We start from the raw sequence: 22494 nt of genomic DNA, 5'->3' as shown, positions 1-22494 counted from the left end.
AACTTAACAAATTCAATAAAAAACAAAATACTGCCCCAAATATACTGTATAATGTTTAGCTGTTCTTTATGAGGCTGTCCCTGTAGCTCAGTTGGATAGAGCGTTCGCCTCCTAAGCGAAAGGTCGGCGGTTCAATTCCGCCCAGAGACGCCATAAAGTCAGAGCATCAGCCCTGAAGAAATAGATATTGAACTTCTCTTCATCAAATCAATAATTGAACTCAGCTTTGCAGTAGTAAAGTTATTGATGGTTCCTACCACCGATATTGCACCAATCAGATGATTATCCAGATCAAAAATCGGTACAGCTATACATCTTAATTCGAGCCCGACTTCGGCATTATCAAAGGCATAGCCTCTATTTCTGATCTGAGCTAATTCCTTACGCAGAGCTTCCGGAGTAGTTATAGAATTTGCTGTAGCAGGGGTATAATCAAGATTTGTAACAATTCTCTCTCGAAGCATACTATCCTGATATGCAAGAAGACACTTGCCTAGCGCAGAATGAACAAGAGATACTTCCGCACCTTCACGTGAAAGAATTCTCATCCCAGATTTTGAGCTGGTTCTCTTTAAGACATAATAGGCCTTATCATCGTCCATAATGCCAAAATGAACAGCAAGGCAGTCAACAGAGGAAATCAGCTTATCAAGATAAGGGGAAATCATTTCCTTGAGATCAAGTGAATCTGATGCAGAGTTACCCAGAGATACCAGTTTCATCCATAGCTGTACCGTCTTGTCAGAGTTCTGTCTTAAAAGACGTAGCTTAACCATATCATCTACTAGAACATAAACAGAACTTCTTGGAAGCCCTGTAATTGAAATTAGTTCTGAGATTGTACAGCGATGATGTTTTTGAAGAACCTCAAGGATATTAAGAGCTCTTTCCAGAGCAGGAACTCTAATTTTTGAGGCCATAAAAAAAACTCCTTAGATTCGACTTTAGGATTAGGTTAGATCTGCTAGAGGATTTCCAGTCTTTGAACTCTATCCAGGAATAATCATTCCCATTTCTCTCATTTTAGCTATTTTATATCTTAAGGTACGAGGAGATATGCCTAATTTTTCAGATACTTCCTGTCTTGAACCTCTATATTCAATCAGAGCATCTAAAATAATCTGATATTCCTGCTGTTTTAGCTCGCCCCCCAGATCCTGAGGGATCTTCTGATTTCTTACTGCATCATCAGACACGCCTGAGGATTTCTGAACCTGCTGTTCAAGTTCAAGTGCAGGAGAAATTCCTTCTATATTAAGAGACTGAGTTAAAAGAGCCTCTTCTAAAGAATTCTCATCAAGAATAATACAGCCGGCATCAATTTTACCGCCAGAAGCTAGAATCAGAGCGCGCTGCATAACATTATCCAGCTCTCTGACATTACCCGGCCAGGCATAGGATAAAAGCTTTTTCTGAGCATCTTCAGTAAGCTCAGGAATTGATAGTGAAGCCTCAGTGGCATGCTTTGACAGCACAGCCTTGGCTATTGGGATGATATCTAAAGGACGCTTTGATAATGGAAGCCATCTTAATGGAAATACATTTAATCTGTAGTATAAGTCTTCTCTGAATTTCTTTTCTGCAACGGCCTGTTTTAAGTCTCTGTTTGAGGTTGCTATAACTCTTACATCAAGAGCAATGGTCTTGCGGGACCCCAGTCTTTCAACCTCTTTTTCCTGAAGAACTCTCAAGAGCTTGGCCTGCAGGGATAAATCCATCTCGGTAATCTCATCTAAGAGAATCGTACCTCCCTGAGCCTGTTCAAACTTTCCAGGACAGGCCTGAACTGCACCGGTAAAAGCTCCCTTTTCATAACCGAATAGAGTTGACTCAAGCATAGTATCAGGGATAGCAGCACAGTTGATAGCTACAAAAGGACCTGAAGCACGGGCAGATTTGTCGTGAATATATCTTGATAAAACCTCTTTACCAGATCCTGATGGTCCAGTAATCATTACGGTAGCATCGGTGGAGGCTACCTTAAGTGCCAAAGCTAAAAGCTCTGCAGTAGAAGGATCAGCAAATACAGGTTCGCCACTTACGGTCCTGCTTACAGGGACATAGCGAGAAACCTGATTTAAAAGAACTTCCGGTGCAAATGGTTTGGATAGATAGTCAATAGCACCGTCACGCATCGCTCTTACGGCACCGTTGATATTGGCATAGGCGGTCATCAGCAGCACTGGAAGCTGAGGGTACTTTTCATGAATGGTATTTAAGAGAGTATGACCATCCATTCCATCCATCTGGATATCTGAGATAACCATATCAATTCTGTTCTTTGACAGCATCTCCAGAGCAGCTTCTCCGCTTGATGCCTCAAGACAGACATATCCTGTAAGCATTAACGTATCGACGATAGCTTCTCTAAGTTCGCTATCGTCGTCAACAATCAGAATCTGGCTATTACTCATTTACTTATCCTTAATTCAGGCAACATTATTATGAAGCCCCATACTCTCACTCGGCTCCAATGTACCTTCATATTTTGGAATTATCATTGAAAATACAGTTTCATTTTCATCTGATAACAGTTTTAGACGTCCCTGATGAACTTTTGCTACTGCGGAAACCACGGCCAGACCAAGTCCGGTACCGTTGCTCTTTGTTGTAAAAAACGGCTCAAAAATCTTTCGCTGAACATTTAGCGGGATCATTGGACCATCATTTTTAACACTTATAATTATATTTTTTTCATCAGTTTCCAGCTTTATATTAACTTTTTTTGCTCCAGCTTCAATGGCATTTGTCACTAAATTAGTAATTGCTCCATTTAATGCGGTAACATTTCCTAGAATTATCATTGGACGAGGGCCTATATCCGTAGATAATTCAGCACCATGTTTTTCAACAAGAGAAACCACACTATTGGATACATCCTCAACAATATCTACGGCATCAAGAGCTTTAACTGACTGTTCACCAGATCGGGCGTACATCAGAATATCACTTACCTGAGATTCTAATGCCTGAAGTCTGGACATCAGTTTTTTCTGGAATAAAGCACGAGACGCAGGAGGCAGTTTTATATTTCCCAGATTTGCAGCATACAGAATTGCAGCAGACAAAGGAGTTCTTATCTGATGAGCAAGAGAGGCTGCCATTTTACCGAGGGAAGATAATCGCTCCATGTGATTAAGCTTGTCAGTTAGCTCACGAGTTGCAGTCTGATCGGTCATCTGTACCAGCTGACCATGAGATAAAGGCTTGGTTGAAACCTGGAGTCTCTTTCCATTTTTGGTTGAAATTTCCTGGCCATCATCCTGCTGAGGACGGAATACCTCTCCGATCACCTGATACCATTTTCTGCCAATAAGATTTTCCACGCCCAGCATATCAAGTGCGGACTGATTAACCTTGCATACAACACCACGTTCATCAAGAATGATGATTGCAGAAGGCTCTTTCTCAAATATTTCCTGATATAGTTCAGAATCATTAACAAAATCTGGCATATAAACTCTCCAAATTACATTTTTGGAAAATTATTCAAATTTTATGCCATTAAAGATTTATGATGATGAATCAATAAGATAATACTATTGTGATAAACAATATGACAATTTTATGGCGAGATTATTTTAGATCAACTGTTCTTGTTAACTCTTCAAAAAGATTGTATCCATCCCAGTAGAAATCAAAATCTAAGGTATGGCCAATTTTTACAATCCTATCTACGCCTTTTAGTCCATGTAACAGAGCAGCTCTTATCATTGAACTATCACCTAAATAGGCAATACTCTGACAGATATTGTCATCTAATATCTGCTCTATTTCATTGAGCTCATCACATTCGACTTCAAAGAAATAGCCTGAATTTCCTTTAAATGACATCAGGTTAGGATCAATTTTATTAACTTCAACTCGATAAATATAATTATCCAGTTTGCAGACCTTATCGATATAATCCGTTGTTGCTGCTGTCTTATATGCTAGAGTCAGTTTATCAATAGACTGAATTGCCTGAAGACTATACTTTTCCTTTACCTGTATAGCCAGTTCCTTCCAGAAAGATTCTTTTGCTTCACTTATACTCTTTCCTATCCAGATAATTGCCATAGGACTGGTGCAGGCATTCTGGTCTGAAATAAAAGTATCGTTATAAAAATCAACAGCAACTCTCTTTTTATCCTGATTACTGTTATAGTAATCAGCATCAATGACCGCAATCGAATATCTGTTTGCAAAAGTTATCTCTTTAGATCTAGGGGGCAATAAAGACTGTCTTAATTCCGTGATTGTATTGTTTCCTCCCCAAACAACTCTAACATTGCATAAAGCAGAGAACATATCATTCACTTTCTTGTCTCTGTCATATCTGACTATATTGATAAAAGGAGCAAGAGCTTTAAATTGATCCGTTTTCAGAAGTTCGTTTATAGCCTGATTGATGATATCAACCTGAGGAAAATTCTTGCTTGAAACTCTTACAATATTGGCATTACCACACAGTAATGAAGAAAATAAAGAATATGCAAAATTAACAGGAACATTTGACGGAGCAATATGAAAAACAGTTCCTCTTCCTAAAATCAGTTTATCCGGATTTAAGAATCTCTTCTTTAAACTCTCCACGGAGGCTTTTCTAAGCCAAAAACCAAAGGTAAACACATCCGGAAATTCCTTTGATAAAGGGGAGTTCATCAAAATAGTAGAAAGAGATTCGCAGAATTGGGTTATTTCATAATCAAAAGGGCTCCTTACTTTTAAAGAGGAAAGATTCTTTATGTTCGCTATTGAACCAACAAGGAACACAACACTTTTATAAATAGAATCAGACTCACTTTCTATAGCAGTCTTAACTTCAAAGGTATCGCTACAGCCTCTTATCTCTGCCTTTGAAATTCTTCCTAATATTTCAAAATATTTACCCTTTCTGCCACAGGGACAGTCGTCTTCACCGATAATAACGCCTTCGTCCTCTGTTAATAAGCTATGTCCAGGATAAGATTCGGGAATTGAAGATATAACCTGAACAACGCCCTTTTCTCCGAAGTCACACTCAGAAAAATCATAAGGTCTTCTCATTATTACATCAGAATATGTTGAACAATGGAGATGACCGTGTTCACATTCCATGTAAATACATCCTGTCTGTTCAACCATTCCATAGTAATTGTATACCCTTTTTATATTACAGACTTTATAAAGGCTTTGTTTAAATTCTTCATGACTTACAGCTTCCTGTTGAAGTTTTTTCCAGCCCCCTCCATGAATCAGGATACACTCTGATAAATCAAGGATATAATTCTGACTTGCTAGCTTTTGAAGTGTCTTATAAAAATATTGCCACACTATATATGTAAAACCAAAAATTAATATTTTCTCTCCTTTATGTTCATCAATAAAACGCTTCAATACATCGAAATCAAGATTCATATCATCATCAAAAGCATATATTTTTTTTGATCCAAAAATGGAATACCCAAGAACTGCCGCGCCACGCGCTGAGAACTTATATCGATCTTTTAAAACAGAAGGACAATCCAATATGATCATCGGCATACGTTGTGATGAGCCAATAAAATCAGAAACAATTTTTACCATTACCTTCTGCTGGTTAGTTGCAGTACTGCGATCAAGGAATATTTTCGAAACCTGCTGTCCTGTTGTACCTGAAGAAGTCATGATTTTTATAATTTCTTCAGATGGAACACTCTTTAACTCAAGTTCCTTAAACAGCCTTACAGGAAGAAAAGGAAGATTATCATAGGAAGAACATTCATCCGAAAATCCAAAACTATCCAACATCTTTCTGTATTCAACACAGTGCTCTCTATGGAATGCTGTGAGATAACATAATATGCTGTTTAGGATTTTTTTCTTTTCATTCTTGCATAAAGAAAAAGGAGGATTCTCTAATATATCGTCAAATTTCATAAGCAATAATAACAACAAATAAATTTACATTTACGTTTTTGAGCAGGAGAGGCTGCTGCATACAAAGAGTATAAAAAGAACCAGTAATGAGACTAAATTTTGAATTTCTATTCCATTTTTGTGTGAGTATAGATCAATGAATTCGCCGCCTTTAAACATAATATCTGTCTTTTTTAATTCTAATCCAACAATATAAGTGACATAAAGCCCAATCCAAGGAATTTTGATACTGTAATTATCTAACGAAATCTTCAGAAAATTGTGTAAGCATAACACGTTCTTCTGTAAATCTTATTACGGTTTTCTCTTCAATATCTTTACTGTTAAACTGTAAATAATTCTTTTCAAGCCCCACGTAATTTAACGTCTAAATAAAATCTAATTTAGATTTACCAAAAAATAGACAAGTTTAATTAGTATTGAAGTACAAAATCGTGATTTATATATGAATAAAAAAAATCGCCATTGTTCATCGAAACAACAGCGACCTTTTCAATAATACTTATAAATTACTATGTTATGTCTGTTTTAGCCAACAAATACACGAGCATTTCTGAATAATCTTACCCATGGGCTATCCTCTCCCCAGTCATCTGGGTGGTATGAGTTAGCCACTGTACGCATTACACGCTCAGGATGAGGCATCAGAATAGTAAAGCGTCCATCATCATTGGTAACAGAGGTAATACCATTTGGAGAGCCATTTGGATTTAGAGGGTATTCTTCAGTAACCTTGCCAGCGTGATCAATATAACGAACTGCTACCTGACCTGAAGCCTCCAAAGCTTTGAGATGATTCTCATCCCTGAACTCTGCTCTACCTTCACCATGAGATACCACGATAGGAAGACGAGAGCCTTCCATTCCTGCGAACAGAACAGACTTGGTCTTCTGAATCTCAACCTCTACAAAACGGGCCTCAAATCTCTCTGACAGGTTTGTAACAAAACGAGGCCAGTTTTCTGCACCAGGGATCAGTGAAGATAAGGTTGACATCATCTGACAGCCGTTACATACGCCTAGAGCAAAGGTATCTTTTCTGTTGAAGAATCTTGAGAATTCATCAGCGGCAACAGAGTTGAACAAAATTGACTTAGCCCAACCTTCACCTGCGCCCAGAACGTCACCGTAAGAGAAGCCGCCACAGGCAGCGAAGCCCTTAAAGTCATCAAGTTTAACCTTACCGGTCAGAATATCTGACATGTGAACATCGATACAGTTGAAGCCTGCGCGATTAAATGCCGCAGCCATTTCACCGTGAGAATTTACGCCCTGCTCACGCAGAATTGCAATCTTAGGAGCAACCCCCTTAGCAATATAAGGAGCAGCGATATCTTCTTTGATATCAAAGGTTAATTCAGCAAACAGACCTCTGTCGTTTGATTCATCCTTTGCCTCAAACTCCTGCTTAGCGCAGTCAGGATTATCACGAAGAGACTGCATATGATAGGTTGTCTCAGCCCAGATCTTTCTGAAGTACTGACGAGGCTCGTTGATTACATCGTTACCGTCTCTGCTGAAGACAATGCGATCATCATCTCTTAGAGAACCAATCTCAAAGATGCAGTTTGCAAGGCCGTGTCCTGAAAGAATATTCATAACAGTTTCTGCTTCTTCAGTCTTTACCTGAATAACAGCACCGATTTCTTCAGAGAACAGTACAGGTAAATCATCCTCACCTAAATGATCGATTCTTACAGACACACCTGTATGACCTGCAAAGGCCATTTCACATACAGTAGTGAACAGACCACCGTCTGAAATATCGTGATATGCTAAAAGCAGATTCTTTCTATTTAGGAACTGAATAGCATCAAACAAGCCTTTCAGACGAACTGGGTGGTCAAGATCTGGACACTTGTCACCAAGCTGACGATATACCTGAGCTAAAGCAGAACCACCTAAACGATTCTGTCTTTCACCAAGAGTGATATAGATAAGAGTGGTCTCCCCCTTATCTGTACGCAGCTGTGGAGTCAGAGTCTTTCTGATATCTTCAACACGAGCAAAGGAAGAGATAATCAGAGACATTGGAGCGGTAACTGATTTTGCCTTGCCGTCCTCTTCCCAGGTAGTCTTCATAGACATTGAATCCTTACCAACAGGAACGGTAATACCAAGCTGAGGACAAATTTCCATACCCACAGTCTTAACAGCGCTAAACAGACCTGAATCCTCACCAGGATGTCCATTAGGAGCCATCCAGTTAGCTGACAGTTTAACTCTCTTTAAATCGCCGATATCAGCAGCAGCAATGTTTGTAATTGATTCAGCTACAGCAAGACGTGCAGAAGCGGCATGATCTAGAAGAGCAACAGGTGTTCTTTCACCAACAGCTCCAGCTTCACCCTGATATGAGTCATAGGAAGCTGCAGTAACTGCAACATCGGAAACTGGGACCTGCCAAGGACCTACCATCTGATCTCTTGCAACCAGACCGGTTACGGAACGGTCACCAATGGTAATCAGGAAGGTCTTCTCGGCAACAGTAGGTAAACGTAATACTCTTTCTGCAGCATCTCTTGCAGTTATACCAGAAAGGTTCAGTTCAGGAGAATTCTGTTTTAGAGTCTTAACATCCTTGTGCATACGAGGAGGTTTACCTAAAAGAATATCCAAAGGAAGATCAATTGGCTTATTGCCAAAATATGGATCCTCAAGAACAACTCTTCTCTCTTCAGTTGCTTCACCAATTACGGCATACTGAGCTCTTTCACGCTTACAGAAAGACTCGAATAAATCAAACTTGTCAGCAGCTACGGCAAGCACATATCTTTCCTGAGATTCATTACACCAGATCTGTAATGGTGACATGCCAGGCTCATCGTTTGGGATCTTGCGTAAATCAAAACGTCCACCAACACCACCGTCAGCAACCAGCTCAGGCATTGCATTTGACAGACCACCTGCACCAACGTCGTGAATGAACATAATTGGGTTGTCTTCACCAAGCTCCCAGCAGGCATCAATTACTTCCTGACAGCGTCTCTGCATCTCAGGGTTTCCACGCTGAACAGAAGCAAAATCAAGATCTTCTGAAGATGCACCGGAGTTCATAGATGAAGCTGCACCACCGCCTAAACCGATATTCATGGCAGGACCGCCTAGAACAATCAGTTTTGCACCAGGATCGATATGATCCTTGATAATGTGCTCTCTGCGGATATTACCCCAGCCGCCAGCAAGCATAATTGGCTTGTGATAACCTCGGACTTCCTTGCCGTTGAAGCTTGTAACTTCTTCCTCGTAGGTTCTGAAATAACCGCAAAGATTTGGTCTTCCAAACTCGTTATTGAAGCTTGCACCGCCTAAAGGACCGTCAATCATGATCTGAAGAGCGGAGGCCAGACGATCCGGTTTACCGAAATCATGTTCCCATGGCTGAATAGCACCAGGGATCTTCAGGTTGGATACGCTGAAACCGCTGATACCAGCCTTTGGTTTTGAACCTATACCGGTTGCACCTTCATCACGGATCTCACCACCTGAACCGGTAGCTGCACCAGGGAAAGGAGAAATAGCAGTTGGATGATTGTGGGTTTCAACCTTCATTAAAATAGGCATATCTTCCTGATGATATGCCCATTCATGATTTGGATTTGGGAAGAATCTTCCTGCAGAGGAACCTTCCATAACCGCAGCGTTATCTTTATATGCTGAGAGAACATAGTCAGGAGTTGACTCGTAGGTATTTTTAATCATACCGAACAGGGAGTTATCCTGTTTCTTGCCGTCAATTTCCCATTCAGCACTGAAAACCTTATGACGGCAGTGCTCTGAATTCATCTGAGCAAACATGTAAAGCTCAATATCGGTAGGATCACGTCCGATTCCCTTGAAGCTTTCTAACAGATACTCCATCTCAGGCTCAGATAAAGCCAATCCCAGTTCAACATTGGCAACCCTTAGAGCATTCATTCCCTGAGTTGTCAGAGCTACGGTCTTAAATGGCTTTGGAGTCTGCTTTTCAAAAAGTTTTGCTGCTGCATCAAATGAAGGAAGAACATTCTCCATCATGCGGTCATGAATCAGAGCACTGATTATCTTCTTTTCATTCTCATCAAATGCTCCCTGCTCCTTCTGAATATAGTAGGCAATACCGCGCTCAATTCTTAAAATCTTGGTTAAACCACAGTTATGAGCAATATCGGTAGCCTTTGTAGCCCAAGGAGAAATGGTACCAATACGAGGAATAACAAAAAATAATTCTCCTTCACTTTCTGTATCTGATTTTGATGGGCCATAGCTCAAAATCTTCTTTAATACAGAATTTTCCTCATCTGTAAGAGCTTCCTTAAGATCGACTAAGTGAACAAAATGAGTGTTGATTGATCTTACCTTGATGCCATCTTTTGCTAAAGATTGAATGATTTTTTCAAGTCTAAAGGTAGAAACGGCTGGAGAACCTAAAATGATATCCATCAGTATTGTTCCTGTAATGACTATGATGTGAAATGAAATATCTTGTCGGAGTACCCGGCTAAAATATTATATGATTTTACCATATCAGAGCACCTTGGTGGATATTGTCCGTTCAAGCTCACACTTTTGGAACATGGTTAGCAATTGTTACAAAAATTCTTAAATAAAACAGCTAAATAATATCTAAAGAACTCGACCGGTATTCCAGATTGCTGATTTGCACTTGCATTAAGAACAGGAGGGTGACAAAATGACCTTTCGGAGGTTTTAATCGTGAAAAAATCAAGTCGTTTACTTCATAATAGTACCGCTCAGAGACGTTCTCGCCTAAGACAGGCTTTTATTAAAAATGCCCGCTCACGTCGTCAGGCAAGACAGGAAGTATTCTTCATTCAGGAACAGTCTCACTCTTAATCTCGGCACTCTTCTTGCATTAATAAATCAAAAATGCAAATGGTGGCAAAAACATGCCACCTATAAAAATTATTGTAAAAGCAAGGAGAGATCTATGTATGGCCGTAATCTAAAAGCCTATCAGAAAACCAACGTCAATGCTGAATTGTCTGTTGCAGATCCCTATTATGTCACTAAGCTTCTGTATCAGGGATTATTTGAAAGAATTGCTCAGGCAAAAGGCGCAATTGAAAGAGGTGATTTAGCCCTTAAAGCAAGAAAACTGTCATCAGCAACTGCTATTTTAGAAAATCTTAGAAGTACCCTGGATTTTTCACATAGTCAATCTATTGCCCAAAGTCTTTTTGACATATACTCGTACATGATTGATCAGATAGCTGAAGCTTCAATTCAAATCAAAACCGATCCTTTGGATAATGCGCTTAGAGCCTTTATGCCTATCAAGAAGGCATGGGATGCTATTCCTATCGAAGCTCAGAGGGAAGCTCAGGCAAAGAGATCAGATGAACAGCTTAATATTGATTTAAATCATGATGCCAATATAGCAAAAGGCTTTATATAAGATGGAACTGCAGGAAATAATTAGAAAAATAACCGAAACCGAATCCTCTATATCAAAGGAGCTAGAAAAGGATAATCTTGAACTTGCTCAGGATTATCTAAACCGTTCTCATGAGCTATTAAGGGAATTAGTAAAAATAAAAGACTCTCTGTCTGAAGAAGATCTCAATACAGCTAAGGAGTTTGCATCTGCCTATGCCGAGCATATAAAGGAGCAGGTAAAAATTCTTGCTGTAGAGCAGGCAAAAATATCAGATGAATTTAAAAAAGTAAGAAAACAGCATCAGGTATCAAACAAGTACGCAAAAATTCAGAAAATGCCACATTAGATGTAGCAAAAAGACAGTTTTAATGAAAAATAATCCATTTAAGTATTGCTTAATTCAAACCTCCGTCAACTCTTAAGACCTGACCGGTTACAAATGAAGACAGGTCTGAAGCTAAAAACAGCACAGAGTTGGCAATCTCCTCAGGCATTCCCTTTCTCTTCATAATGTTCATTGATAAAGCAATAGCTTCATCTTCAGGACTCATTGAGTTTCCCATATCTGTACTAGTGAGTCCCGGTGCTACAGCATTAACTCTAATTCCGCTTTTGCCAAGCTCTACAGCTATTCTTCTTGTAGCTCCTATCATGGCAGCCTTTGAGGCACTGTATTCAAGGCAGGCACCTCCATCATAAGCGGCAGAGGAGGAAACAAAAACAATACTTCCCTTACGCTGCTTCATCATATTTCTAGATAAAGCCTGGGTTAAAACAATCGAGGAGAAGAAATTGACATCAAAGGTCTCTTTGATGGTTTCAAGCTTTGTCATTGCAAACAGTGACAGCGGATTTGCAATTCCGACATTGTTTACAAGAATATCAAAAGGAACCTTATAGGACAGGAGCTTCTTTGAAACATTTTTAACTTCATCGGTATTGGAAAAATCAGCATAATCAATTGTTATGCTGCCCCCATACAGACTCTCAAGTTCCTTTACAGAAACAGAGAATTCAGGATCTTCTTTACGGTTTACAAGATACAGGTTACAGCCGTTCTGAGCAAAGACTTTTGCTATGGCAAGACCAATACCTCTGTGGGCACCGGTTATAACTGCTGTTTTATTCTTCAGAAGATCCATTTTATCACCTAGATTTCGATCTGATATTTCTTTAAAAGCTCAATTCCTTTCTTGTAAGAGCTTAAATCAACAATATCATCAGTATCCATAGTTATTTCAAAGGCATCTTCAATGGCGGCAATTAAAGACATATGACCAACTGAATCCCAAGAGATAACGCCCTGATATTGCAGTTCCTCAACCTCCGATGGCTCTACATCTAAAGCTTCTACAAAACAGTTAATATACTTTTCTTTATTAGTCATAGTATTTCCAAATTCTTTTATTAAATCTTAGCTGAAACTCTAAGTACATCCACGTTTCTGCTCATTGTGTCGATCATATCATAACCATCCCAGTAAAACTCAAGATCCATGGTATGACCAATAGGAACGATTCTATCTACACCGTACAGACCATGATTTAGTACCAGAGATTTAATATTTTCAGGATCAACTCCAAGATAGGAGACGGTCTGACACTCCTTGGAGCATAAGGGAACAATCTCCTCAAGATTATCAATAACGTATTCAAAAAAATACCCTCCGCCCATCTTGTAGGACATAAGATCATCATTAAGGCTATTCATTTCAACACGAATAATTCGGTTGTCAGCCCCCTCCTTCTTAACGACAAAATCTGAAGATTCTTCAGATAGTACAAGATCACAGAAGGAATTGAGCTTATCCACAGCAAGAATCGGTTCCATACGGTATTTCTTATCAACCAGATTCTGAATACTCTCCCAGAAAACAGCTTTGGCCTTTTCAAAATTCTGTCCACACCATATAACAGCACGAGGAGATGAGCAGGCATTCTGATCGGTAAAGAAGGTATCAATATAAAACAGTTCTGCTATCTTCTTAGGATCTTCCTTTAGATAGGCATCAGCATCAATTATCACAAAGGAATGCCTGTCAGGAAAGGTCATTTCTATGGCTCTTGGTTTTAACGGAAATGCTCTGAATTCATTGACCGTTGCATTGCCCCCCCAGACAATCCTGAGATCACATATGGCAGATAATAAAGAGCTTATCTCATGATCTCTTTCATATCTTACAATGATGATATAAGGGGAGAGTTCCTTAAATTCATCCTGTCTTAGAACAGAAGTTAGGGCTTCACAGATTATTTTTACCTGCACAAAGTCCTTTGATGACACTCTGACAATACTTACATTGCCAGCTAAAAGAGAGGAAACCAGAGACACCGCGAAATTGACGGGAACATTAGAGGGAGCAATATGAAAAGCAATACCGCGACCTAGCTTTGAATCAAGTTTTGACACATATCTTCTCTTCTCATTTAGAATCGAGGCTTTTCTGATCCAGAAGGCCCACGCGATTACATCTGAATAGCTTCTGTTTTTAGAATCCGCTAACAGCACATGAGCCACTTTATCAAGAAAAGAAACTACTCTGTCATCAAAGATTTTTCTGCAGGGAGTCTTATCTGATGATAATAAGTAATCCTCAGAGCCGACCAGAAACTCAATTTTTTTGAGAACATCAGAATTTATCTGCATAGGTATCGCTACATCCTCTAAGTTCAGCATTTTTCAGTCGACCAGTAAGTTTGAAATATTTGCCAAGTCTGCCACACGGACAGTCATCTTCACCTAAAATAATGCCCTTATCCTCAGTTAAAATGCTATGCCCCGGATAGGAGTGAGGAAGTACAGATACCACCTGAATAATCCCTTCTTCCCCCTTTTCGCACACACTGAAATCATCTGCGCGTCTAGGAATTACATCAGAGAAAATACTTGCATGAAGGTGCCCATATTCACATTGAGCGTAAATACATCCAGTCTGTTCAACCATTCCGTAATGATCAATAAAATGCTCGATTCCACACTGAGAATTAAGAGCAGCTCTGAAATCAGCGTTGGAAATATTCAAAGAGACCAGTTTTTTCCAGCCACCGCCAGTGATCAGAAAGGCATTGCTTAAATCAAGCTTTAAGCCTTGTTTTAGCAGTTCCTGATACAGATGCTGCCAGACCATGAAGGTAAAACCAAAGATAATAATCTTTGAATCACGGTTCTTCTCAAGAAAAGCCTGAACCTCATCAAGCTTAAGCTGCATATTGTCATCAAGGGCATATAAAGTTTCTCTGCCAAGCATTCTCAGGCCTAAAATTGCAGCTCCACGTGCGGAGAAAAGATTTCTGTCCTTAACCACATTAGGAGAATCAATTAAGAGCATTGGCAGTCTTTTCTTGCCAATAAAGTCGGACATAATTCTGATTAGGGTTTTCTGCTGGTTATTTGCGGTAGTCTTATCCACAAAAATCTTTGATACGCTTTGACCAGAAGTTCCAGATGAGGTCATGGTTTTAAAGATCTCATTTCTGCCTATACTGAGCAGCTCGTAGTTTTTGAAAAGCCTGACAGGAATAAAAGGTATATCGTAATGGCTTTTGACATTGTCTGGATTAAAGCCATAAGCAGAAAGAATTTTTGCGTAAGCCTCGCAGTTACGACGATGATGCTCTGTGAGTAGAAGCAGCTTGTTTTTTAAGAGGTTATCCTTTTCAGTCTTGTTTAAACTAAAAGGAGAAATCTCAAACATATCGTCAATAGAAACCATTAAAACCTCTTAGTAACAAAACCAGAAAAGATTAAACATGTTTAACAAAAACATGATTTACATAGGTTGGGAAAAACTCATTCTGAATCAGAGCTCTAATCTGAATCATATTATTGGTGGATACACCTAAAACCAGTTTTTTTCCGCCCCTTTTCTTAACCTCGTCAGGAGTCTGAACATTTGTTCCTAATCCGCCTTTTCTCCATTTCATGAAGGTTCCGCCTAAAGCAGAGGTGTAGACTCCCTTTTCTATTTCTCTTATAGAAAAGAAACCGGTCATCTCACCTTTAATCTGGCCTTTTAAGAAAATCGCACCACGATCAACCTCATCTAAGATCCAGTTATGGAACCTGGTAATAGAAGCCTTTTCAGAGAAAAAAGGATCATTGCTGATACGGTCAAAACTAAAGGAACCAGAATCAATCTCTTTAAATAGGATATCAAAATCTTTTGTATCCATCTCAGATATTGTAACAGAATCATATAAGCGCTGCTGTAGAGGTGTTCTTTTTATTTCATGAAGATCATGCTCAAAAAACATCATGTCCTCTACAAAGCAGTAGGATAATTCAGATACCATCCAAGTAAGATCGGTTCTAATTGAAGGAATCTTTAGTGCAATATAATCATAATCCTTTTCTATTTCCTTAAGAGTCTTATGACAAGTATCACGATCATCATTAAGTTCAAGTTCAACTTCAGCACATTCAATACCGAAGTTTCTTTTATCCCAGATGGCATTTACTACTTTCATAATAATCTCTTCTTATCTACCGCTAGTTTTCATGAAATCAAAAAAACTATCTGTTAAAAATGTAATTCTGATATTCGATTCTGTTCGTCTACAGAAATCTTCAAACATATCTTTTATCTCATCGTTGAACTTATCCCAGTCCTCAACATCATGAACTGTTGGCAGTTTAGGATCGGCATAGCTGTCATTGTACCTAGCAGAAAAAGCATCAAAGCCTGCAATAGTAATTCTTTTTACATTTAGCTTATCCAGAAGACGAAGCATACAGATAACGGCATTGTCAAAGTGTTTCCATCCTCTCTTTATGGCACGCTCATAGCGGATAGCCCTTTCATCAGGAAGCAGGCCGTCCTTTGAATTTTTTACATTTGATAACAGAATTTTTGGAGCTGACTTAAAAATATCCGGATATGAATTCTGAGCATAAGCGTATCTTACGGCACTTTTGAAAAACAGAAAATCATAGCTGTACTGTGGCAGAATAGCGTTTACCCCGATAACCACAGGATGATTTTTCACAATGTAATTGCTAATCTCAGAGTAATTCTCGACTGATGATCGACCTGGAGCTAATAGAAGTATTTCTCTGCCGTTAAACTCTGTCTCTAGAGATTTAAGTACCTCACCGTCATCCACTTCATGGTTCTGGTTTTCTATATACTTATTCTCAAGAAGATCATAATCGTATCTAATCCTGTCCTGAGGTTCCATGGATGAAATCACACTGCGGATTTCTTTGGCGGTAGCACGATGATTTTTTAACAGATAGTCAATGTTATTGACGTGAGAGCAGTACATGCCTGCGATAAAGGTAGGAATTGAATAGCCCCACTTATATTTCTCTTCAAATGGCACCATGTACATATCAATGGTATCCATTATCAGATCAAGATCGTAATTACCAGAATACTTCTTATTTAAAAAGCTTGTCAGAAGTTCAGTAGTGGCATTACCGGCCCCTCTGCCCATACCGCATAAAGAGGAATCCACAACAATGGAACGCCCCTGAGCAGTCATATATCTTATAAATTCAATGCACAAGGCAAAGGAGAGCTGCTGATTGTTATGAGAGTGGAAACCGATCTTAACATCAGGATGAAGATTATTTGCAAAAAGTGAGCAGATTCTGATGAGATCATCAGGAAACATAGCGCCAAAGGTATCAACAATTGATATACATTCAGGCTTAACCTCATTCACTTCAGAGATTAAATCCAGAATCTCCTTATCGCTATAGCCTAAGGTATTAGCAGCCTGACAGAAGATTCTGTAGCCTTTTTCTCTGATTCTTCTGGCAACCTCAAAACCTTCTTTTGCCTTTCCGCGAGGAAATACCACTCTTACAGCATCAATAGAGCTACCATCATTTTGAGGGAGATTTGAAAGATCATAGCGGTCATAGTCAATCATAACCACGTAGGTAACAGCGGGATCTTTATTTTCAAGATAAGGGATTACATCTTCTGGAACATGAAAATAACTGCTATCTTGTTTATGTGAATCATCCTTAAGCCAGCCGCATTCAATTATCTCAACTTTAGAATGCTGTAGATTACGGATGAGGCCCTTTATGGTTGAATCACCAAAATCTGATTTGTTTATATAGGCACCATCTCTTAAAGTACAGTCTAAAACCTCTATTTTTTTAAGGTTCATCTTTCAAGTTCCTTAGAAATTCTTTTAGCTATTTCCTCGTGACTGATTCCGGCAAGAGACCAGATATATTTCTGAGAACCAGCCTCAGTAAAGCAGTCGTTAAAACCAAGAAATACCTGCCTTGGGGTATTACTCAAAGTTGCCTTGAACTCAGCAACCGCACTGCCCATACCACCTACTATATTATGTTCTTCTACGGTTACTATCAGAGGATATTCAGAGAAAATCCTTAAAAGTCCTTCTTTATCCAAAGGTTTTATCGTATGCATATCATAAACAGCACATTCAATTCCCTTTTCTGCCAGTAATTCTGCAGCAAGAAGAGATTCTTTTACCATAAGACCTGTTGAAATAATGGCAGCAGCATTGCCTTCTCTGATCTTTACCATTTTGCCGATTTCAAAATCATAGTCATTTTCATAGACGACCGGACAATTGGCGCTTCCGGATAATCTTAAATATACTGGGCCATCAACCCGGCAGGCGGCATTAAAGGCCTTATAAGCTTCGGTACTGTCAGCAGGAGACAGTACGGTTAGATTAGGCAGAGCTCTCATAAATGCCAGATCTTCTGTTGCCCAGTGAGAAACTCCAGACTTTGCAGAAACCACACCGGCAAAGGTGCCGATGACTTTTACATTAGCCTTTGTATTTGAAAGGTTCTGTCGAATCTGCTCAAGACTACGTACCGCAATAAAACTGCAGTAGGTTGAGGCAATGACAAGCTCTCCTTCCATAGCAAGACCGGCCGCAATTCCCATCATATTCTGCTCGGCAATACCAACCTGCAGAAACTTATCAGGATATTTACGGATAAATTTATCCATGCCTGAAAGGTATGACAAATCCGCGCAGAGAACCCGTATATTGTCATTCTCTGAAGCTAAATCTATAAGTCCGTAATTAAAGACGGTTCCTTTCTGCCCTAGTCTTTCCCAGGCTCTGATATTGCCACCGGTTACTTTCATAAGCTCAAATCTCTCAACCCTTTATGTTTGTCTGGATATATTTCTAGATACGTTTAACACTTATCATTTTTTTCTATGATTAAGAACCTTCACGCTAACATGTATTTCACTAGAAAGAGCAGAATCCTAGTCTTAAGAGTTCATTATCTCAGCTTTGGCCTGCTCGTACTGTTCCTCAGTTAATGCATGGTGATGCCATTCTCTCTGATTCTCTATGAAGGAAACGCCTTTCCCCTTTACAGTATCAGCAATAATAATATTAGGCACTCCTGCCTTTATTGAAGAGAAAGCCTTCAGAAGAGAAGCTATATCATGCCCATTGCATTCAATTGGATTCCAGTGAAAAGCCTTTAATTTTTCAGAAATTGAATCAAGTCCCATCACCTCTTCCGTATCGCCATCATATGAAAGATGATTTCTATCTATAATCACCACCAGATTGTCCAGTTTGTACTGATTGGCCGACATAAAGGCCTCCCAAATAGAGCCCTCATTCAGCTCTCCATCCCCCATGAGCACAAAGACTTTTTTATCTATCCCCTTTCGTCTCATGGCAAGAGCTGTACCTATACCGACACTTATTGCCTGTCCCAGACTTCCTCCAGAGTATTCAAGTCCACATTCCACTCTTTTAGGATACCCGGTAAGGCGACCGCCATCCTTCTGAAATTCTAGAACCTCAGACTCTTTAATAAAGCCTTTTAAAGCTAGCACTGGGATATGAGATAAGGTACAGTGATTTTTGCTTGGATAAAAGCGATCTCTATCAGGATTAAACGGATCGTCAGGATTTAGCTCCATTACCTCAAGATAAAGCACTGTCAGAATTTCTACACAGGAAAAGCTTCCACCTAAATGAGCCCCTCTGGTACCGGTTGTCATAGTCATATCAAGGCCCTGCAGTCTGATCTTCCTTGACAGCTCCTTTAACTCATTAACTCTTTTTGAAGAACAATCTAGTTTTGTTTTCACAGATTATCTCCCTCCATCCACTCTGATCACCTGACCGGTTATATATTTAGCTTTATCTGAGGAAAGATAAAGCACCATCTGGGCGATATCATCAACCTCTCCGGTACGTCTCAGAGACGTTCTCTGTACAACCTTATCCTTTTCGTCTTCAGATTTATAGTTACCCATTTGGGTTTCTATAAGTCCAGGCGCAATTGCATTTACTCTTATGCCGTATATACCGACTTCCTTTGATAGACACTTTGTAGCATAAATAAGAGCAGCCTTACTTGAACCATAAGCAAGATACCCAGGATTTGTCTCTATCCCTCCGACGGAGGCCATATTCAGAATAACTCCTGATCTATTTTTAAGCATTGATTTTACAATCATCTGCATAATCATTATCTGAGAGAAATAGTTAACCTCAAAAACTTCCTTGAGTTTTTTCACTGAAGTCATAAGAAAAGAAGCGCCAAAAGCAATTCCTGCATTATTAACCAGAACATCTATGACTTTGTTTTCAGAAACGATAGACTTAAGAGTAGCGTTCAAAACATCATGGTCGGATAAATCAGCATAATAGCGTTTTATTTGTATTCCACATCTTTGCTCAAGAGAGGATAAATAACTGTCAGTTTCAGAAGAATGGCTTCTGCACAAGGTAATAAGATTAGCCCCTTCTCTTGCAAAAAGCTCGGCGATCCCTTTGCCTATTCCCCTGTTGGCACCTGTAATCAGAACCCATTTACCGTCAAATTCATGCATATTATTCAGCCTAAAAAACAAGGGAAAGAAAAAGGTTAGTTTTAAAGACAGTCTTCAAAATAAATAATCAGGTGAAGCTGTCGTTTTTTTTCAGAAAGTCTGATGGAAACAATAAAAAAATATATAAATTATGTCTAATATGTAATTTACATAATTTATGTAAATTACATAGTTAATTACACATGAAATATAAAAAATACATTTAAAGTGTAATTACATATAAATAATTCCCAAAACTTACCTAAAAAAAAATAACTAACTATATAAATAATAGGATATTTTTATATAGATTTTATATAAAAAAAGAGGTCAGATTGCAATAATTTGACCTCTATCTGTTTTAAAAATAGATTACCCTAAATCTTCTGACACAACCTGCACTCTGAGCCAACAAAGACAATGGCATAGCAGTCGAGAGGATGATTACCGACCTTTTCTTTAAGCACTGAGCCCTGTCGATATTTTTCGATTTCCTCTCTGGCCTCGGCTAGTTTTGCGTCTACTGCTGAGTTGCTGTCATCCTTTTTATGCAGATATTTTAGTTCTAAAAGGAAATAGTGTCCGTGAGGATAGATATTCTTTACAAAGACATCTGCAAAGCCTTTACCGGTATAAAATTCTATACAAGAGCTAAGCTGTCTTTTTCTACTGTTGTTGATGATGCTGTCACATATCAGCTGCAGCGCCATCTCTGTAAATTTACCTAGTGACTGTGGATTAAGCTTGGTCTCTATCTGTTCTGTTATTACCTGTAAAAGAGGAGTTATATCAGCAGACTCTTCAAACATAGGCGATAAATCTTTGTAGACATCTGCTCTGTAGCCTATAGACATGCGGCAGTAGTCTAAGAACAGCTTCTCATAGACTTTATTTGGTATAACAAAGCTTGTAACACCTTCTTCTCTGGTAGCATCAGGGTCTATTGTCAGATAGCCTAAATGATAAAGCAGAGATATCATCTGAGATTTATCAAAATAATTGGTACTGTTCAGATTCATCTTATCAGGAAGTTCGGAGGCAATAGGCTCTTTATTAAACATTGACCTAACTATATCTTCTCTAACATCATCCTCACAGAGATTCAGCATTCCACTCAGCTTACTTGAGTCATCATTTAGACTTATTCTACTTGGATTAGGAAGTTCCTTTTCCAAAATCATATTTCCAAGATAGGCAAGACAGAGATTGGAGTTAAACATTTTATCTTTTGCTTTTTTCTCAAAAGAATAGCCATCAAAGTTCTCTTCCATAATCTGCATAATCTGATCTTTGGTTATACCAGGCAGCAAAGAAAAATCTACAGTCTCATCGATGATCTCTGACAGTTCATCATGAGTAAATCCTATCATCTCATTAAATAGTGATACTGAGCTGATGTTAGTTGCTATATTAAAACCGGAAGTTACAGAATCTAAAGAAACCGATGAAACACCGGTAATAAAGAATCTGTCGATAGCACCGCTGCCCTCACCTCTATAATACTTTTTCAACAGAGCATAGAATCTCTTGATGAGACCTTCATGACCTTCTGCGGTTGAGGTTATATCTTTGAAGGCTTCCTTATCTCTGGTCAAAATCTCATTGGCAAAATGATCATATTCATCAATGATGACATACAGATATTCATCTTCTTTAGCATGATTTGAAAAATGATCTAAAAAAGCGCCCATCAAATCTGTAGCAGAAGGATATAAAGATATATTTCTTAACGACTCTGGCAGACCATGTTCTGGGTATCTGGTTGAGAAAGAGTTAATACTATAGGATACAGATCTTAAAAAAGTATCATTTATCATTGAAGCTTCAGATGCAACATCTGAAAAATCAAAATGGATTACATAGTAGGAGCTGGCAAGAGGCGTTCTGTGATCATAAATCCAGGTACCTTTGAAGTTCTTTTCAAACTTATCTTTTTGGGAAATATCATAGTAGCAGTGCAGCATATCCGCTGTAAGACTCTTTCCAAAACGTCTTGGGCGTAGGAATACAGGAACTTTAGTGCCAGCACTATTTTCAAGGTAGTCAATAAATTGGGTTTTATCGATGTAAATGCCGTTACTTTCTCTAATCTCGGGCAGAGAACGCATTCCTACTATGATTTTTTTCTTTGCCATTATGATTCCTTATACAACTCTTATCCGTTTTATATCCAGAAAATAAAGAGATGTATTCAAAAAAAAGGTCAAGAACTATAGACCTTTTGTATTGTGCGGATACATACAGTAACAGTCTGTATCCATACTCATATCTCGATCTATTTATTAACAGTATAACAGACAAATATTAGGATAAGGCGCGATAACAGAAAAGAATCACCATCTAGACAGGCTTTCCTCCACTGGTTGGTAAAGGCTCAACAATCATTTCCTTGAAGAATTGTTCACGATCCATATAAGGAGACTGATCTTCAATTGGTCTGAAGCCA

The 22494-nt window shown here is 38.9% G+C and carries 18 protein-coding genes and 1 tRNA gene; 4 read left to right on the top strand and 15 right to left on the bottom strand.

Annotated elements, in window-relative coordinates; genetic code table 11:
- Positions 1-76: 76 nt before the first annotated feature.
- A tRNA-Arg gene (locus BM308_RS10175) sits at positions 77-153 on the top strand.
- 5 nt (positions 154-158) lie between these two features.
- On the opposite strand, the gene BM308_RS10170 is transcribed toward BM308_RS10175, so the two are convergent.
- The 5 genes from BM308_RS10170 to purL all read right to left on the bottom strand — a co-directional run bounded on the left by BM308_RS10170 (position 159) and on the right by purL (position 10302).
- Positions 159-920, bottom strand: coding sequence for an IclR family transcriptional regulator (locus tag BM308_RS10170; protein ID WP_074944981.1), 762 nt, complete (start codon positions 918-920; stop codon positions 159-161).
- Between the two features lie 69 nt (positions 921-989).
- On the bottom strand, positions 990-2414 hold the full coding sequence (locus tag BM308_RS10165; RefSeq protein ID WP_074944979.1) for a sigma-54-dependent transcriptional regulator: 1425 nt from the start codon (positions 2412-2414) through the stop codon (positions 990-992).
- 15 nt (positions 2415-2429) lie between these two features.
- A complete protein-coding gene (locus BM308_RS10160; protein ID WP_074944978.1) occupies positions 2430-3455 on the bottom strand; it encodes a sensor histidine kinase in 1026 nt (341 codons plus the stop codon).
- Between the two features lie 121 nt (positions 3456-3576).
- Positions 3577-5880, bottom strand: a complete 2304-nt coding sequence (locus tag BM308_RS10155; protein ID WP_074944976.1) for a LuxE/PaaK family acyltransferase — start codon at positions 5878-5880, stop codon at positions 3577-3579.
- Between the two features lie 528 nt (positions 5881-6408).
- Positions 6409-10302, bottom strand: a complete 3894-nt coding sequence (purL, locus tag BM308_RS10150) for a phosphoribosylformylglycinamidine synthase (protein ID WP_074944975.1) — start codon at positions 10300-10302, stop codon at positions 6409-6411.
- A 273-nt stretch (positions 10303-10575) separates the two neighbouring features.
- On the opposite strand from purL, the gene BM308_RS13375 reads away from it, so the two are divergent.
- The 3 genes from BM308_RS13375 (at position 10576) to BM308_RS10140 (ending at position 11606) form a co-directional block, all read left to right on the top strand.
- Positions 10576-10716, top strand: coding sequence for a hypothetical protein (locus BM308_RS13375; RefSeq protein WP_164954300.1), 141 nt, complete (start codon positions 10576-10578; stop codon positions 10714-10716).
- A 94-nt stretch (positions 10717-10810) separates the two neighbouring features.
- Positions 10811-11278, top strand: coding sequence for a flagellar export chaperone FliS (gene fliS / locus BM308_RS10145; protein WP_074944973.1), 468 nt, complete (start codon positions 10811-10813; stop codon positions 11276-11278).
- Between the two features lies 1 nt (position 11279).
- Positions 11280-11606, top strand: coding sequence for a hypothetical protein (locus tag BM308_RS10140; RefSeq protein ID WP_074944971.1), 327 nt, complete (start codon positions 11280-11282; stop codon positions 11604-11606).
- Between the two features lie 49 nt (positions 11607-11655).
- Here the strand turns inward: BM308_RS10140 and BM308_RS10135 are convergent, their stop codons facing one another.
- From BM308_RS10135 to BM308_RS10090, 10 genes are all read right to left on the bottom strand, one after another.
- Entirely contained in the window at positions 11656-12402 is a 747-nt protein-coding gene (locus tag BM308_RS10135; RefSeq protein ID WP_074944970.1) for an SDR family NAD(P)-dependent oxidoreductase, read from the bottom strand.
- Positions 12403-12410: 8 nt separating this feature from the next.
- On the bottom strand, positions 12411-12647 hold the full coding sequence (locus tag BM308_RS10130; protein ID WP_074944968.1) for an acyl carrier protein: 237 nt from the start codon (positions 12645-12647) through the stop codon (positions 12411-12413).
- A gap of 20 nt (positions 12648-12667) precedes the next feature.
- On the bottom strand, positions 12668-13906 hold the full coding sequence (locus tag BM308_RS10125; RefSeq protein ID WP_177214443.1) for an acyl-CoA reductase: 1239 nt from the start codon (positions 13904-13906) through the stop codon (positions 12668-12670).
- Positions 13890-14972 carry a LuxE/PaaK family acyltransferase gene (locus tag BM308_RS10120; protein WP_074944965.1) on the bottom strand — a complete coding sequence of 361 codons (1083 nt, stop codon included), beginning with the start codon at positions 14970-14972 and terminating at the stop codon, positions 13890-13892. Before BM308_RS10120 ends, BM308_RS10125 begins: the two co-directional genes overlap by 17 nt.
- 31 nt (positions 14973-15003) lie before the next feature.
- Positions 15004-15726, bottom strand: coding sequence for a hypothetical protein (locus tag BM308_RS10115; protein WP_074944964.1), 723 nt, complete (start codon positions 15724-15726; stop codon positions 15004-15006).
- A gap of 12 nt (positions 15727-15738) precedes the next feature.
- Positions 15739-17382 carry an aldolase catalytic domain-containing protein gene (locus BM308_RS10110; RefSeq protein WP_074944962.1) on the bottom strand — a complete coding sequence of 548 codons (1644 nt, stop codon included), beginning with the start codon at positions 17380-17382 and terminating at the stop codon, positions 15739-15741.
- Entirely contained in the window at positions 17379-18350 is a 972-nt protein-coding gene (locus BM308_RS10105; protein ID WP_074944960.1) for a transketolase family protein, read from the bottom strand. Before BM308_RS10105 ends, BM308_RS10110 begins: the two co-directional genes overlap by 4 nt.
- Before the next feature lie 132 nt (positions 18351-18482).
- Positions 18483-19322 (bottom strand): transketolase, encoded by an 840-nt coding sequence (locus BM308_RS10100; protein WP_074944959.1) that lies wholly within the window; start codon positions 19320-19322, stop codon positions 18483-18485.
- 3 nt (positions 19323-19325) lie between these two features.
- Positions 19326-20069: an SDR family NAD(P)-dependent oxidoreductase gene (locus tag BM308_RS10095; RefSeq protein ID WP_074944957.1), complete on the bottom strand. Its 744-nt coding sequence runs from the start codon at positions 20067-20069 to the stop codon at positions 19326-19328.
- 356 nt (positions 20070-20425) lie between these two features.
- Positions 20426-22183 (bottom strand): AAA family ATPase, encoded by a 1758-nt coding sequence (locus BM308_RS10090; RefSeq protein WP_074944954.1) that lies wholly within the window; start codon positions 22181-22183, stop codon positions 20426-20428.
- Positions 22184-22494 lie beyond the last annotated feature (311 nt).

Origin of the sequence: Succinivibrio dextrinosolvens, assembly GCF_900116345.1 — a bacterium.
In the GTDB taxonomy this organism is placed as follows: domain Bacteria; phylum Pseudomonadota; class Gammaproteobacteria; order Enterobacterales; family Succinivibrionaceae; genus Succinivibrio; species Succinivibrio dextrinosolvens_B.
Note: the sequence above shows the minus strand (reverse complement) of the source record. Positions and strands in the feature narration are given on the sequence as shown.